Raw genomic sequence first — 15,053 nt, forward strand, 5'->3', positions numbered from 1 at the left:
ACGCGCTGCTGATCGAAGGCCGTCGCGAGACGCTTTGGGTGAGAGAAGATGCCGTCGCGAGTTTTTCGCGACAGCTCGCGAAAAACTCGCGAACCGCAACGCGTTCATCTCGCTCGAGACGAAGACGGTCGAAGTGTGCGTCGTCGAACGATCGATTCTGGAGCTCACGCGCACGTGGGCAATCACCGCGCGCTATGGCGGTCTCTCGTGAATTGCCGTATATTATCGCAGTGAACCGCGCGACACCGAGCAATCCAGGTTAGGAGCCGGTGTCGGCTCGATTGGCGCTCATCGACTCGTCGCTCGTCTCGCTGGAGGTCCTCTGGGACGATGGCGAGCTCGTATTGTCGCGAGTCGCGGCCGGTTCGGCCTGTAGGCCCACGCTCGTCCTCGCGCCCTCGGCCGGTGAGCCGGGCCTTAGCGCAATCGAGCGGCTCGAGCACGCTTACCGCGTTCGCGGCGACCTCGACGCCGCGTGGGCTGCGCGACCGCTCGAGCTGACCACCTCCAACGGCCGGCCAACACTCCTCATGGAGGACCCAGGCGGGACGCTCCTCGCGAAGCTTCTCGGCCGCCCCTGGGAGATCGAGCCGTTCCTGACCGTGGCCATGGGCCTTGCATCGGCGTTGCGGCGCCTCCACGAACGCGGCCTGGTGCACAAGGACCTGAAGCCGGCGAACATCTTCACCGATGTCGCGACCGGCAGGGTTTGGCTCGCAGGATTCGGCCGCACCTCCCGGCTGCCGCGCGAGCGACGGGCGCCCGAGCCTCCCAGCGTGATCGCGGGGACCCTCGCGTACATGGCGCCGGAGCAGACCGGGCGCATGAATCGCTCGATCGACTCCCGAAGCGATCTCTACTCCTGCGGAGTGACGCTCTACGAGATGCTCACCGGCGCCGTGCCGTTCACGGGCTCCACGCCGATGGAGTGGATCCACGGGCACATCGCGCGCGCCCCGACACCACCAGCGGAGCGCCTGAGCGGAATCCCAGACAGCGTCTCCGCGATCGTCATGGCTCTGCTGGCGAAGAACAGCGAGGACCGGTACCAGACGGCAGCCGGTCTGGAGGCGGACCTCGGGCGCTGCCTCGCCGAGTGGCGGGCCGGCCGAGCGGTCACACTATTCCGCCTCCGCGCCCGCGACGTTCCGGACCGGCTGCTCATCCCGAGCGGCTCTACGGGCGCCAGGCCGTGACGGGGGCGCTCCTCGCCGCCATCGACGCTGTCGCTGCGGGCGGGCCTGGGCGCCTCTTGCTGATCGCCGGCTACTCGGGGATCGGCAAGTCATCCGTCGTGAACGAGCTCCGGAAGACGCTCGTCCCTCCTCGTGCTCTCTTCGCAGGCGGCAAGCTCGAGGCGCACCGGCGGGACGTCCCCTACGCAGCGGTTGGGGACGCTCTCCGCGAGCTCGCTCGCTTCGTCCTGGAGCAACCCGAAGATGAACTCGCGCACTGGCGGAGGGCGATCCAAGATGCGCTGGGGATCCACGGCCGGCTCCTCACCGCCCTCGTTCCCGAGATCGAGGCGATCGCCGGTGCGCAGCCTGCCGTCGCGGACCTTCCCTCGCGCGACACCCGACATCTCTTCCGCTCCGTCCTGCGCCGGCTCATCGAGGCGTTCGCACGCCCCGGACAGCCTCTCGTGCTCTTCCTTGACGACCTGCAGTGGGTGGACGCGGCATCGCTCGAGCTGGTGGAGGACCTGATCGCCTTCCCCGGCCCACACCCGCTGCTCCTCGTCGGAACCTACCGCGACAACGAGGTCGGTGCGACGCACCCACTCCTGCGCGTGCGGGACGCCCTTCGCGCGGTGTCGGGCGGGGTCGAGGAGGTGTCCCTCGAGCCGCTCCTCGTCACCGATGTCGGGCAGTGGCTCGCGGCTGCCCTCCACGCCGAGCCCGACGCCTTGCTGCCGCTCACGCGACTCGTGCACGAGAAGACGGGTGGCAATCCGTTCTTCGTGATCCAGTTTCTCAGTCTCCTCGTGGACGAGGGCCTCATCCACTTCGACGGCGAGCGAGCGGCCTGGAGTTGGGACCTCGAAGCCATCCGGGCCCAGGCCCACACCGACAACGTCGTCGAGATCATGGTCGGCAAGCTCGATCGCCTCGCTGTCGACGCACAAGAGGCACTGAAGTACATCGCCGCGCTCGGCCGATGCGCGAGCGCCGTCGAGTTGAGCACTGCCCTCGGGCTCCCGGAAGACGTGGTCCACGACCTTCTCTGGGAGGCGGTCCGCGGTGGGCTCGTCTTGCGCCTCGACAACAAGGCCTACGATCTCGTCCACGATCGCGTGCGCGAGGCAGTCTACGCGCGGATCCCCGAGGGGGAACGAGCACCCTTGCACCTGCGGATCGGACGCCGACTGCTCGCCGGCGCCAGCATCGCAGACGCCCGGGACGAGGTGATCTTCGAGATCGTCCAACAGCTCGGTCGGGGGATGGCGCTCATGACTTCTCCGTGCGAGCGCGAGGAGCTCGCCGATCTCAACCGCATCGCGGGCCTGCGCGCACGGAAGGCTCAAGCGTTCGCCGCCGCCTTGTCCTATTTCACAGCGGGGGATGCGCTCCTGCCGGGCGACGCCTGGCAGCGGCGCCCCGCACTCGCATTCGAGCTCACGTTTCACCGCGCGGAGTGCGAGTTCCTGACCGGCGACGCGACCACCGCGGAGCCTCGACTCGCGGCCCTCGCCTCGCGCTCTCTCGGTGTCCGCGACCTCGCAGCCGTCACCTGCCTGCGCATGGCCCTGTACATGACGGTGTGCGTCGAGCGGGCGATCGACGTCTGTCTCGAGTACCTCGCATCAACGGGCATCGTCTGGACGCGACAACCGGCCGAGGAGGAGATCCGCGCAGAGTACGAGCGGCTTTGGCGTCTCCTCGGGCGCCGGCCGACGGAAGAGGCTGTCGGCCTTCCGCAGATCAAGAACTTGAGCCGGAAGCCGCAGCTGACGGATGAGGCGCGCGCGGCGACCATGGACGTCCTCGCCGAGCTGCTCTCCCCGGCGCTGGTGCTCGACAAGGATCTCCTCTACCTCACAATCGGTCGCATGGTGAACTTGACCGTGCAGCACGGCAACGGCGAGTCATCGGCGATCGGTTACGCATACCTCGCCACGATCCTCGGACCGCGCTTCGGTGACTACAGCTCGTCGCTCCGCTTCGGCGAGCTCAGCGTGGACCTCATCGAGAGCCAGGGACCGGAGCGCTTCGCGCCTCGGGTGTATCTCGCCTTCGCGACACTGACGATTCCGTGGACGCGACCGCTGCGCGAGGCTCGCAGGCTCTTTGTCCGTGCGTCCGAGGCCGCGAGCCGGATGGGGGACCCGACGTTCGCGGCATACGGTCGGCACAACTTCATTTCGCATCTCCTCGCCTGTGGCGATCCGCTGACCGAGATTCAGCGCGAGGCGGAGGATGGCCTCGCGTTCGCCAGGCGGGCGCGGTTCGGCCTCTGCGTGGACACCATCTCGGGCCAGCTCCAGCTGATCCGGCGCCTCCGAGGACTTTCCCCGGGGTTCGAGCTTCTCGATGGCGAGCTGTTCGACGAGAGCCGCTTCGAGACGCACCTCGCGTCGTCGCCCGGCATGGAGCACGCTGCAAGTTGGTATTGGATCCGAAAGCTCGAGGCCTGCTTCTTCACAGAGGACTACGACGCCGCCATCCACGCGAAGGAGCACGCTGAAAGGCTCGTGTCCACGGCGCCAGCGTTCCTCGAGCTCGCCGAGTACCATTTCTACGCTGCGCTCGCCGAGGCGGCGCGCACGACTCCAGACGGCGCTGGCGCGTCGGCCGGGATCACGGCCGTGATCGCCCATCACTCTCACCTCGCCGCCTGGGCGGAGGTCTGCCCGGCCAACTTCACGGACCGCGCGGCGCTGGTCGCAGCCGAGATCGCCCGTCTCGAGCGGCGCGACGTCGAGGCCATGCGCCTTTACGAGGACGCAATCCGACTCGCCCGGGAGCAGGGATTCACGCACCATGAGGCCCTGGCGTCGGAGCTCGCCGGGCGCTTCAGCGAGCGCATCGGACTCGAGACGGCCGCCCAGGCGTACTTCAGCGCAGCGCGGTCAGGCTACGAACGCTGGGGTGCCCGCGAGAAAGTCCGCCGACTCGAGCAGCGCCACGCCTCCCTCTGTCCGGCAAGTATGCCCGTCGATGGCCCGACCGTCATCGATGCGACGACCGACCAGCTCGACCTCGCTGCGGTGGTCAGGCTCTCGCAAGCCGTCTCCGGCGAGATCGTGCTCGACAAGCTCGTTCGGGCGCTCCTCGGGATCGCGCTCGAGTACGCGGGCGCTACGCGCGCGCTGCTCCTCGTACCCGCCGGAGCGGAGCTGCGCATCGAGGCGGAGGCGACGAGCGTGCCACCGGGGTTCGACGTCCGGCTGCTCGCGAAGCGCGCGGGGCCGATGGACGCTCCCGAGACCCTCCTGACCCGGGTGTCCAGCGCGAAGGAAGGCGTGATCGTCGACGACGCCGTGCTGCCGAACCCGTTCTCGGCCGATTCCTACATCGCGGCGGGTCGGGTCCGATCGATCTTTGGGCTGCCGCTCGTGAAGCAGGGAAAGCTCTGCGGCGTGCTCTACCTCGAGAACAACGTCGCGTCGCACGTCTTCACCCCCGCACGCGTCAAGGTCCTCACTCTCCTCGCCGCACAGGCCGCGGGCGCGATCGAGAATGCGCGCCTGTACGCGAATCTGCAGGAGACCGAGGCCTACATGGCGAAGGCGGAGGAGCTCAGTCGGACCGGCACCTTCGGGTGGGACCTCGCCACGGGGGCGGTCTTCTGGTCGAAGGAGACATACCGGATCTTCGAGCTCGACCCAGGCACGCCCATCACCCGCGACATCATGCACGCGCGGGTGCACCCCGACGACCGCGATCGCTCCGACGAGCTCGTCGAGCGGCACATCCGCGAGCGAAAGCCCTGGGGCGTCGACTACCGCATCGTCATGCCCGATGGCTCGATCAAGCACCTGCGCGCTCACGGGGGCCCCATGGACCCAGGATCGACGAGCACGTTGACGTTCGTCGGGGCCGTCACGGACGTGACGACCGCGAAGCTCGCCCAGCAGTCGCTCGAGACGGCCCTGACGGAGATCCGGGCGCTCAAGGACAGGCTCCAGCAGGAGAACGTCGCCCTCCGCGAGGAGATCGACAAGACCTCCATGTTCGAGGAAATCGTAGGCACGTCCACGGCGCTGCGCGCGGTCCTGTCGAGTCTCTCGAAGGTCGCCCCCACGGACTCGACGGTGCTCATTACGGGAGAAACCGGGACCGGCAAGGAGCTTGTCGCACGCGCAATCCACCGGCGCTCGGCGCGCTCGGACCGGCCGTTCGTGAGCGTCAACTGTGCAGCCATCCCTCAATCCCTGATCGGCTCGGAGCTCTTCGGCCATGAGAAAGGCGCATTCACAGGCGCCACAGAGCGTCGGCTTGGCCGGTTCGAGGTCGCGGAGGGCGGGACGCTTTTCCTCGATGAGGTCGGCGACGTACCGGCCGAGACGCAGATGGCCCTGCTACGCGTCCTCCAGGAGCACGAATTCGTGCGGATCGGCGGAAGCAAAGCGATCCGAGCGAACGTTCGCGTCATTGCGGCCACGAACCGGGACCTGCAAGCAGCGATCGCCGACAAGACCTTTCGCGCCGACCTGTTCTATCGATTGAACGTCTTCCCCCTGGAAGTGCCGCCGCTGCGCGAACGGCGGGAGGACCTTCCCGTTCTCGTCGAATACTTCGTCGAGCGCTTCGCCAAGCGCGCGGGCAAGCAGATTCGCGACATTGGCGGAAAGGCCCTCGACCTCCTTGCGGCATACCATTGGCCGGGAAATATCCGGGAGCTTCAGAACGTGATCGAGCGGGCGGTCATCATCTCCGACGACGGCACATTGTCGATCGATGCCCGCTGGGTGCCCTTGCAGCCTGTGCGGCCAGCCGGGGGTGCACCGACGATCGCGCTAGCGACGCCGTCACCGCCGTCGCCGCCATCGACGCTTAGCGATCATGAGCGAGCAGTGATCGAAGCGACGCTCGCGGAGGCCAAGGGCCGCGTATCGGGCCCGTTCGGCGCGGCAGCGAAGCTCGGAATCCCCGCGTCGACCCTCGAGTCGAAGATCAAAGCGCTTGCGATCGACAAGCGCCGTTTCAAGCGGGCTGACACGCCCAGACAATAGGGCTCGACGCCACCTTCGTCGACGACATCGCGGGCGCCGCACGGACGCCGCCGAGGAGCTCGGCCAAGCATGCCGGATACCCCCGAAGCATTCTTGGAAAAACGTGCGCGATCGTTCGGATGAGTCGCGCCGTCAGCCGTCGTCGGGCGAGAGGCTCTTCAGCTTCTCGGCCATTCGCACGAGCTCGGCGAGCGAGCCTGCCCGCATCTTGCGCATCACTCGGCCGCGCTGCTGCTTGACGGTGATTTCGGTCGTGCCGAGCTGCGCCGCCACCTGCTTGTTCAGGAGCCCCTTCACCACCAGCGCCATCACCTCACGCTCGCGAGGGCTCAGGGACGCGTAGGTCTCACGAATCTCGACGATCTCTGCACGGAGCTGCTGGGCGGTGGAGCGCTTGGCGACGGCCTCGCCGACCGCCCGCAGCAGGTCCTCGTCGAGGAGCGGCTTCGTCAGGAACTCGAGCGCGCCTGCCTTCATTGCGCGAACGGTCATGGGGATATCGCCTCGTCCCGTGATGAAGACGATCGGGCTGTCCCATCGCCTCTCGGCCAACTGGTCTTGCAGATCGAGCCCGCTCAGACCAGGGAGCTCGACGTCGAGCACGAGGCAGTCGGGCGCGTCGGTGCTCGCGCGGGCGAGCAGCTCGTCAGCCGAGCCGAAGAGCTCGACCTCCCATCCTGCAGATCGAAGGAGGCTCGCGAGCGCGGAGCGCACCGCGGAGTCGTCATCGACGACGAAGACCCTGACGTTGGGCATCTCGGCGTTCGTACCATCCGGAACGAGAGCCGTCACCCGACGTGTCCACCGATCGTCATCGTGACGTACGGACGACAGCGCAGGGCGGGCTCGTAGCGCAATTCACGGGCGATCGTGCATGGCACCGCCCCTGCAGTAGGGCGCCTCGAGACTGAGGACGGTCTCGCAAAAAGGAAGCGAACATGAAGATGAAGAACTCACAGCCCGTGAAGGTCGGTCGCGACTCGATGCTCACGCCCGACAACTGCGTTCTGGTGCTGATCGACCATCAGCCGTTCCAGGTCAGTGGCGTCAAGAACATCGACGCGGCGTTGATGATCAACAACGTCGTCCAGCTCGCGAAGGCGGCCAAGGCGTTCAACGTCCCCACGCTCCTCAGCACGGTGCTCAAGGACCGTGGCGGCAATCTCATCAAGCCGCTGCAGGATGTCTTCCCGGAGCAGGTGCCGATCGATCGGACGACGATCAACACGTGGGAAGACGAGCGTTGCGTGAAGTGGGTCGAGCAGACAGGCCGCAAGAAGATCGTCTTCGCGGCGCTCTGGACGGAGATCTGTCTCGCCTTCCCGGTCCTCGACGCGCTCGGAGACGGCTACGAGGTGTACTTCGTCACCGACGCGTCCGGCGGTACGACCGTCGAAGCGCACGAGATGGGCATCCAGCGCATGATCCAGGCTGGCGCCGTGCCGCTCACCACGGTCGTGTTTGGCGCCGAGCTGCAGCGCGACTGGGCGCGTGAGAACACGGCCGGCAAGCTCGCTGAGATCATGCTCGACCACGGTGGCGCGTCGGCCACGAACCTCGCGTGGGAGCTCCAGCTTCTCAAGGCAAACGGCACCAACGGAGCTGCGGCGCGCGGCGTCTGAGGAAGCTCCGGTCGCCGACCGCGCCGTGGCGTCGGCGACCGGGCTCCACCCATTCAGCTCACGAAAGAGGATGTCATGACTACCTACGCAATCATCGGCTCTGGAGCCATCGGCGGCGCGCTCGCGACCCAGTTTGCCCGTCGGGGCATCGACGTGCTCATCGCAAACGCGCGCGGCCCGAGCTCGCTCGCCGTCCTCACTCGGACCCTAGGGCCTAGCGTGAGAGCGAGCACCGTGGCGGACGCGCTTCGTGCCGACGTGGTCGTTCTCGCCGTACCGTTCAACGCCGTCCCCGACGTGGTGCGCCAGGGCGGATCTTGGGACGGACGCATCGTCGTGGATGCGACCAACGCGGTCGCTTTTCCCGCCTTCCAACCGAGCGACCTCGGCGGACGTCTCTCGACCGAGGTCGTGAGCGACGCGGTGCCGGGCGCACGCGTCGTGAAGGCGTTCAACACCCTGCCCGCCGCCATCCTCGCTTCCGACCCCGAGCAACACGGTGGTCGGCGTGTGCTCTTCGTGTCGGGCAACGACTCCGATGCGAACGCCGCGATCGGGGCGCTCGGCGAGCGTCTTGGCTTCGCCGCGATCGTCCTCGGCGCCCTCCGAGAAGGCGGGCGGCCACAGCAGTTCGGAGGCGCGCTCGTGGCACTCGACCTCGTCAAACAGCCCGCGCCGACGCGGCGGGCGCACTGAAGGAGGGGCCAATGGTCTCGAAGGTATTGGGTCGTTTGGCAATCTCGACGTTCGTAGTTCTTGGTGCAGCTTCGTGTACTCATCAGGCGAATACGAGCCACAAGAACGACGTCCTCGTCTGGTACGACGCCTTCAATCAAAAAGACCCTGCGCTCGTCGACAAGATCCTCAGCGCGAGCTGGGACGACGTTCCGCCAGCGCCGGGCCAGGCGCCCGGACGGCAAGGAGCGAAGGACATCCTCGTCGAGCTCACGACGGCGTTCCCGGATCTGAAGCTGACGATCAAGGACGTCCTGCAGGACGGCAACAAGGTCATCGTTCGTTCGGAGATCACGGGGACCCAAACGGGGCCCTTCCTCGGAGTGCCGCCGAGGAATCGGAAGATCTCGATTCAGGCGATCGACATTCACCAGTTCGAAGACGGGAAGATCGTCCGTAGTTGGCATACGGAAGACTGGATGACCGGACTTCGGCAGCTCAAGTCGGAGTCGTAGCGTCGTGCGTCGAGCTCTACGAAGCAGCCTCGCCGCCTCTGCGGTGCTGCTCTTCTCGGCTTGTCATTCTCCGCCCGGCTCTGCTCCGCCGGCGTCGGCGAAGCAGGCGGGAGCACCGGTCAAGGGCACCCCGGACCTACCGGCGCCAGCGACCTACGTGCTCGATCCACCGCATACGTTCATCTACTTCACGGCGCGTCACAAGGTCGTCGGGCAAGTCCGCGGGCGCTTCGACAAGATGGCTGGCACCATCGTCATCGATCGCGATCCTGCGGCATGCAGCGTCGACGTGACCATCGAGGCCGCCAGCGTCGACACCCAGAACGCGGTGCGCGACGAGGACCTTCGGAGCGCGGCGTTCTTCGACGTCGCGCGCTCGCCCTCGATCACGTATCGCGGACGCGGTATCCGCCCCTCCTCGGACGGTTGGGTGGTCGACGGCGTGCTCGACATCCGTGGTGTCACGAAGGTGGTTCCGCTCACGTTCGCCTTCGAGGGCACGGCTCCGGCGGAGAGCGGCAGGCCTGCGCGAATCGCGTTTCACGCGAAGGCGGGCACCAGGCGGGCCGAGTTCGGAATGGTGCGCGAGCTGCTCGAGGAGATCGGCGCAAACGCGACAGACGCCGACGTGACGATCGAGATCGACACCGAAGCATTGGCGAAGAACTGAACGGAGAGAGGGAACCGATGAACCGGCAGGCACGCATGGATCCCGAGCTCGAAGCCGCGCTGGCACACGCGGCTCCGCTCTTCGACGAGGAGTCCGAGCTCGCGACGCAGCGGCTCGCCGTCATCGAGGCGTTCGAGCGGATGGGAGGGCCCGCTCGCGCGCCTCGAATCGTGCGCGTCCCTCGCGCAACGGGGGCCGGCGATATCGAGCTGCGCATCTACGCCCCGACGGCCGGGCACTCGCCTACGCCAGCGCTCTACACGATCCACGGCGGAGGCTACGTGATGGGCTCCGCTGCCATGATGGATGCCGAGAACTGGCGGCTCGCGGAGGACAACGAGGCGACCGTCGTGGCGGTCGACTACCGCCTTGCGCCCGAGGTCACGTTTCCGGAGCCGCTCGAGGACTGTTACACGGGGCTCGTCTGGGTCTTCGAGAACGCGTCGTGGCTCTCCATCGACGCGAGCCGCATCGCGGTCATGGGAGAGAGCGCCGGCGGAGGGCTCGCCGCGGCGGTCACGCTCTTCGCGCGCGATAGCGACGAGATCCGGCCCGCCGCGCAAGTGCTCCTCTACCCGATGCTCGATCACCGCACCGCCGCCGCGAGCGCGCTGGACACGAGCGACCGTGGACCAATGGAATGGGTCACCACGCTGGCGCGTTTCGGCTGGCGCGCGCTGCGGGGGAGCTACGCGCTCGATGACGATCGCGCTGGCTACTTCTCGCCCTCCCTCGCCACCGAGCTCGCCGGGCTGCCGCCGACGTTCCTCGCCGTCGGCGCGCTCGACCTCTTCGTCGAGGAAGACATCGCCTACGCGCTCAGCCTGCTTCGGGCCGGCGTTTCAGTCGAGTGCCATGTCTATCCCGGCGCTGTACATGGCTTCGACAAGTTCCGGCACACGTCGGTCGCGCAGCAGCTCGATGAGGATCGTAGGCGGGCGCTGAGCCGCTGGTTCCGCCGCTCGTTCGGAGACACCCCATGACCGCCGCTCTGTCCGCTCGAACCCCCGGCGCCTGGAGCCCCCTCAAAGGGCGGGTGTTCCGCGCACTGTGGCTCGCGATGCTCTTCTCGTACCTCGGGACATGGATGCAGGATGTCGGGGAGGCGTGGGTGATGACGTCCACGACCGCTTCGCCGCTCATGGTCGCCTTGCTCGAGACGGCTGTGGGCATTCCCCTGTTCGTGTTCGCGCTCCCGGCGGGCGCGATGGGCGACGCGATGGACCGGCGGAAGCTCCTCATCGGCGCTCAGGCATGGATGTTCGCTGTCGCCACCAGCCTCGGGATCGTCACGCTGCTCGGCGGGGCGACGCCGACCATCCTCTTGATGTTCGCATTCGCGCTCGGCATCGGCGCGGCGGCGACGGCGCCCGTGTGGCAGGCCATCGTGCCGGAGCTCGTCGACCCCGTAGAGCTTCCCGCGGCGATCGCGCTGAGCGGGATCGCGTTCAACGTTGCGCGCGCGCTCGGGCCGGCCGTTGCCGGAGGCGTCATCAGCGCCACGAGCCCTGGCGTGGTTTTCCTGCTGAACGCGGCGTGCGTCCTCTTCGTGATCGTCACGCTGGTTCGTTGGCAACGCCGTGCCGTGGCGAGCTCGACTCCTCCCGAGCAGGTCGCCTCTGGGATCCGTGCCGGTGTTCGGCATGTCCTCCATGCACCGGGGTCGAAGATCGTGCTCGTCCGGGCGGCGCTCTTCTTCGTCCCAGCCAGCGCGTTGTGGGCTCTCTTGCCGACCATCGGACGGGTGAGTCTCGGGCTCGGATCGCTCTCGTTCGGAGCGTTCGTTGCAGCGCTCGGCTTCGGCGCGATTCTGACGGTGACGTTACTTCCGCGGGTGCGCGAGCGGCTCTCGCTCGAAGCTCTGGTGAAGCTCGGCACGCTGGCCTTCGCTGCAGCAACGCTCGTGCTGGCGTTCGTACGCGTCTTGCCAATCGCCTTTCTCGCGATGGTCGTCGCGGGCGGCGGCTGGATCGCGATCGTCTCGAGCCTGAACGTCGCCATTCAGCACAGCTCGCCCGATTGGGTGCGTGCACGGGCGCTCGCCGTGTTCGCGATCGTCTTCCAGGGAGGTGTTGGTGCCGGCGCGGCCCTTTGGGGAGGCGTCGCCGAGCGCTGGGGACTCAGCGCCGCGCTCGGCGCCGGAGCGGGCGTCATGGTCTGCGGGATCCTCTTCGGCGCGCGCTTCCGAATCGAGGCCCGACGAAGCGAGGACGTTGCCGCGTCGCTTCACTGGCCGAAGCCCGTGCTCGTATCGGAGGCACGCCCGAGCGACGGACCGGTTCTCGTCTCGATCGAATACGCGATCGACCTCGCGAACGCGGACGCCTTCCTTGCTGCCGTTCACGAGCTAGGACGCGTTCGTCGTCGTGATGGCGCCGTCGAGTGGGCCGTCTACCAAGATGCAGCCGCGCCCGCTCGCTTCGTGGAGGAGTTCCTGGTCGAGTCATGGAGTGAGCACGTGCGCCAGCACGCGCGCGTCACGATCGGGGATCGAGCGCTCGAGGCGCGTGTCGCCTCGTTCCACGTCGGTACCGAGCCCGCGCAGGCCAGGCATCTCCTGCGCGCGAGGCCTGCGTGACCTTCGGGAGCGCGTGTCTCGTGAGTCAGAAGACCTCAATGACGTCCGCTGGCAAACATCTTCGGCGTCATGCCGAACGCCTTGCGAAACACGTTCGTAAAATGGGACTGGTCGTAGAACCCCGTCATCAACGCGACGTTCGTGGGCGTGTGGTCTCCTTCGCGGAGCAAGCGCCGAGCGCGCTCGAGCCGCAGGCGAAGCACGAACGCGTGCGGCGGGAGACCGGTGGTCGTCTTGAAGAGACGGGAGAACTGGAACGGCGAATAGCCGGCGCACTCCGCCATCCTGGTCAGGCTGAGGCTCGTCCCGAGCTCTGCGTGCATCATCTCGAGGACGGCACGAAGCTGTGCGGGTCGGAGCTTCCCCTTCGGGGCGAGCTGCTTTCGTCCCGGCGCCTCGCCGTGCGCAGCAAGGAGATGGAGCACGAATGCGTGCGACAAGGTCTCGGCGAAGAGCGGCTCGGTCGGGGAAGCGAGCTCGGCGGCGAGCGTCGTCACGAACTCGTGGGCTTGGCGATCAGGAACGCAGTGTCGCTGGATGAACGTCGCCGAGGGCGCACGAACGAGCTCTCCGAGCGCAGCTTCGATCATCGACGGCGGAATGGACGCCGTCGCGAACGTCAGCGTATCCCGCCAGCGCGGCGCATTGGTGACTCCGTCGGACTGGATGCACAAGGCGCCGGTGTGGAGCGTTCCTTCGTGCCGCCGACTCTCGGTACGCCATCCGAGCTCGACGGGCTCTCCGAGGTTCAACATCAGCTGGTGGCCGACGACGACGTGCTCTTCGTATTCGTGGGGCTCCATGCGATGCACCTCGAAGACGAGCGGCGAACGCCAGTCGAGACGGCTGCTCGCATGAACGACAGCATCGGCTTCCGCGGTCGCATAGTCGCGGCCGGTTCGATCTCTGAGTCGAATGCGGCTTTCGTCCCCCCGAATCGGTGCGCGCATCGGCCAGAAGAATGATCGAACGCACAGGCTTTTCCAAGCGCCGTCTTCAACATCGAGCGTGCAGCCAGCTCGTCACGCTTGCGCTGCCAGAAGGGATTTCACATGTCCATTGACTTCGAAGGAAAGGTCGCCGTCGTTACCGGAGCGGGCTCCGGTATCGGTCGCGAGGCCGCGCGCGCGTTCGCCGCTCGTGGCGCCCACGTCTACGGCGCCGACGTGAACGACCGCGGCCTCGCCGAGACGCAGGCACTCATCACGAATGCGGGCGGGCGAGCGAACATCGCTCACCTCGACGTCGCCGACGAGGCCGCCGTGGCCGCCTTCATCGCACGGATCGCCGAGGAATCCGGTCGCCTCGACATTGCGTTCAACAACGCCGGCATCACCGGCGGAGCACATCGGATCGAGGACTACCCCACTTCCGACTTCGACAACGTGGTTCGGATCAACTTGCGGAGTGTATTCCTCGGAATGAAGTACGAGCTTCCGCTCATGCGGAAGAGCGGTGGCGGAGCGATTTGCAATACCGCCTCGGTCGCAGCGCTGACTGGGCCCGGCGCCATGTGCGCCTACGCGGCGTCGAAGCACGGCGTGCACGGCCTCACTCGCGTCGCGGCGATGGAGAACGCCGCGCACGGAATCCGCGTGAACACGCTCGCTCCAGGGTGGACCGAGACGCCGATGGTCGTCGCCAACAGCGCGCAGAACCCAGCCTTCGCAGCCCTCGCACGCGCGGCGATCCCGGCCAAACGCGGCGCTCAGCCGATCGAGATCGCCGAGGCGGCGGTCTGGCTGTGCTCCGCGCAGGCAAGTTACGTGATGGGGCAAATGCTGGTCGTCGATGGCGGGATGACCATCGGCGGATTCGAGCCGTCGTGAGCCAAAAGAAGGAGAGAAAGAGATGAGAGCGCTTCGGTTTCACCAATACGGCCCACCGTCGGTCCTCGCGCTCGAGGACATCGAGGCACCGGCTCCTACTGCCGGCGAGGTCCTCGTCGAAGTCCACGCATCGCCGGTCAATCCGAGCGACGTGAAGATGGTGTCGGGCATCTTCGAGCCCTCGCTCCCGCGAACGCCGGGACGTGACTATGCAGGGATCGTCGTCTCCGGCGACGCGCGCTGGAAGGGGAAAGCCGTCTGGGGTAGCGGCGCGGGTTTCGGCGTGCACCGCGACGGAGCACATGCCGAGCTCGTCACCGTGCCGTCGTCCTGGCTCTCCGAAAGCCCGAGCGGACTCGCGATGGACGAGGCTGCCACCATCGGCGTCCCGTACATCGTCGCATGGGCAGCGCTGGTCGACGCGGCAGCCCTTCAGGCGGGAGAGACCGTGCTCGTCACCGGCGCGATGGGCGCGGTCGGACGCGCGGCGAGACAGATCGCGCGCTGGAGAGGTGCTCGTGTCATCGGCGCCGACATCACCATTCACGGGCGGGCGCCTTCGCCGAACGAGGCCTTCGTCGACATGAAGGCACAGGATCTCGTGACCGAGGTCAAAGCGCTCACCGACGGCAAGGGCGCCGATGTCGTGCTCGATGTCGTCGGCGGGCCGGTCTTCGAGTCGGCGCTTCGGTCACTCGCACTCGGCGGGCGCCAGGTCGTCATCGCAAGCGTGGGCCAGCGTCGTGTCGGCCTCGATCTGGTCGACTTCTACCACCAGCGCCAGCGGCTCATTGGTGTAGACACCGCGAAGCTCGAGGGCCACGAGCTCGCAGCGATCATGAACGAGCTGCGCGTGGGCTTCGAGGAAGGACAGCTCGAGGCGCCCCCGACGAAACGCTGGCCGCTCGAGCGGGCGCCCGAAGTCTACGCAGCGGTCGCGAACGGCGACACGTCCGCACGTCACGTCCTCGTACCTCGCTGAAGCCGCC

At 67.2% G+C, this 15,053-nt stretch carries 12 protein-coding genes; 10 read left to right on the forward strand and 2 right to left on the reverse strand.

All coding sequences use genetic code 11. The features are described 5' to 3' along the window. Positions 1 to 269: 269 nt before the first annotated feature. Both AKJ09_RS07715 and AKJ09_RS07720 read left to right on the forward strand, forming a co-directional pair. Positions 270 to 1,196, forward strand: coding sequence for a serine/threonine protein kinase (locus tag AKJ09_RS07715; protein ID WP_146646539.1), 927 nt, complete (start codon positions 270 to 272; stop codon positions 1,194 to 1,196). Further along, positions 1,193 to 6,175 (forward strand): sigma 54-interacting transcriptional regulator, encoded by a 4,983-nt coding sequence (locus AKJ09_RS07720; RefSeq protein WP_169927356.1) that lies wholly within the window; start codon positions 1,193 to 1,195, stop codon positions 6,173 to 6,175. The genes AKJ09_RS07715 and AKJ09_RS07720 overlap by 4 nt, the downstream gene beginning before the upstream one ends. 132 nt (positions 6,176 to 6,307) lie before the next feature. Here the strand turns inward: AKJ09_RS07720 and AKJ09_RS07725 are convergent, their stop codons facing one another. Continuing rightward, positions 6,308 to 6,931: a response regulator transcription factor gene (locus AKJ09_RS07725; RefSeq protein WP_146646541.1), complete on the reverse strand. Its 624-nt coding sequence runs from the start codon at positions 6,929 to 6,931 to the stop codon at positions 6,308 to 6,310. Between the two features lie 182 nt (positions 6,932 to 7,113). Between AKJ09_RS07725 and AKJ09_RS07730 the strand changes: the two genes are divergently transcribed. From AKJ09_RS07730 to AKJ09_RS07755, 6 genes are all read left to right on the forward strand, one after another. Beyond that, positions 7,114 to 7,797 carry a hydrolase gene (locus AKJ09_RS07730; RefSeq protein ID WP_240488414.1) on the forward strand — a complete coding sequence of 228 codons (684 nt, stop codon included), beginning with the start codon at positions 7,114 to 7,116 and terminating at the stop codon, positions 7,795 to 7,797. 75 nt (positions 7,798 to 7,872) lie between these two features. Beyond that, positions 7,873 to 8,493, forward strand: a complete 621-nt coding sequence (locus AKJ09_RS07735) for an NADPH-dependent F420 reductase (RefSeq protein ID WP_146646542.1) — start codon at positions 7,873 to 7,875, stop codon at positions 8,491 to 8,493. Positions 8,494 to 8,504: 11 nt separating this feature from the next. Continuing rightward, complete coding sequence (locus AKJ09_RS07740; RefSeq protein WP_146646543.1) at positions 8,505 to 8,987, forward strand: ester cyclase; 483 nt, start codon at positions 8,505 to 8,507, stop codon at positions 8,985 to 8,987. A gap of 4 nt (positions 8,988 to 8,991) precedes the next feature. Next, positions 8,992 to 9,657, forward strand: coding sequence for a YceI family protein (locus tag AKJ09_RS07745; RefSeq protein WP_146646544.1), 666 nt, complete (start codon positions 8,992 to 8,994; stop codon positions 9,655 to 9,657). Positions 9,658 to 9,674: 17 nt separating this feature from the next. Then, positions 9,675 to 10,640, forward strand: coding sequence for an alpha/beta hydrolase (locus AKJ09_RS07750; RefSeq protein ID WP_240488415.1), 966 nt, complete (start codon positions 9,675 to 9,677; stop codon positions 10,638 to 10,640). Next, positions 10,637 to 12,235, forward strand: a complete 1,599-nt coding sequence (locus AKJ09_RS07755; RefSeq protein ID WP_146646545.1) for an MFS transporter — start codon at positions 10,637 to 10,639, stop codon at positions 12,233 to 12,235. The genes AKJ09_RS07750 and AKJ09_RS07755 overlap by 4 nt, the downstream gene beginning before the upstream one ends. Positions 12,236 to 12,270: 35 nt before the next feature. Here the strand turns inward: AKJ09_RS07755 and AKJ09_RS07760 are convergent, their stop codons facing one another. Then, positions 12,271 to 13,038 carry a helix-turn-helix transcriptional regulator gene (locus AKJ09_RS07760; RefSeq protein WP_169927357.1) on the reverse strand — a complete coding sequence of 256 codons (768 nt, stop codon included), beginning with the start codon at positions 13,036 to 13,038 and terminating at the stop codon, positions 12,271 to 12,273. Positions 13,039 to 13,287: 249 nt separating this feature from the next. Between AKJ09_RS07760 and AKJ09_RS07765 the strand changes: the two genes are divergently transcribed. Both AKJ09_RS07765 and AKJ09_RS07770 read left to right on the forward strand, forming a co-directional pair. After that, positions 13,288 to 14,064 carry an SDR family NAD(P)-dependent oxidoreductase gene (locus tag AKJ09_RS07765; protein ID WP_146646547.1) on the forward strand — a complete coding sequence of 259 codons (777 nt, stop codon included), beginning with the start codon at positions 13,288 to 13,290 and terminating at the stop codon, positions 14,062 to 14,064. 22 nt (positions 14,065 to 14,086) lie between these two features. Continuing rightward, complete coding sequence (locus tag AKJ09_RS07770) at positions 14,087 to 15,046, forward strand: quinone oxidoreductase family protein (protein WP_146646548.1); 960 nt, start codon at positions 14,087 to 14,089, stop codon at positions 15,044 to 15,046. The last annotated feature ends 7 nt before the right edge of the window (positions 15,047 to 15,053 follow it).

Source organism: Labilithrix luteola, assembly GCF_001263205.1.
Lineage (GTDB): Bacteria > Myxococcota_A > Polyangia > Polyangiales > Polyangiaceae > Labilithrix > Labilithrix luteola.

Excerpts from the sequence above, each read along its gene's own strand:
- AKJ09_RS07750 (WP_240488415.1), top strand. The coding sequence starts at position 9,675 with ATGAACCGGCAGGCACGCATGGATCCCGAGCTCGAAGCCGCGCTGGCA.
- AKJ09_RS07765 (WP_146646547.1), top strand. The coding sequence starts at position 13,288 with ATGTCCATTGACTTCGAAGGAAAGGTCGCCGTCGTTACCGGAGCGGGC.
- AKJ09_RS07740 (WP_146646543.1), top strand. The coding sequence starts at position 8,505 with ATGGTCTCGAAGGTATTGGGTCGTTTGGCAATCTCGACGTTCGTAGTT.
- AKJ09_RS07755 (WP_146646545.1), top strand. The coding sequence starts at position 10,637 with ATGACCGCCGCTCTGTCCGCTCGAACCCCCGGCGCCTGGAGCCCCCTC.
- AKJ09_RS07730 (WP_240488414.1), top strand. The coding sequence starts at position 7,114 with ATGAAGATGAAGAACTCACAGCCCGTGAAGGTCGGTCGCGACTCGATG.
- AKJ09_RS07725 (WP_146646541.1), bottom strand. The coding sequence starts at position 6,931 with ATGCCCAACGTCAGGGTCTTCGTCGTCGATGACGACTCCGCGGTGCGC.
- AKJ09_RS07760 (WP_169927357.1), bottom strand. The coding sequence starts at position 13,038 with ATGGAGCCCCACGAATACGAAGAGCACGTCGTCGTCGGCCACCAGCTG.
- AKJ09_RS07770 (WP_146646548.1), top strand. The coding sequence starts at position 14,087 with ATGAGAGCGCTTCGGTTTCACCAATACGGCCCACCGTCGGTCCTCGCG.
- AKJ09_RS07735 (WP_146646542.1), top strand. The coding sequence starts at position 7,873 with ATGACTACCTACGCAATCATCGGCTCTGGAGCCATCGGCGGCGCGCTC.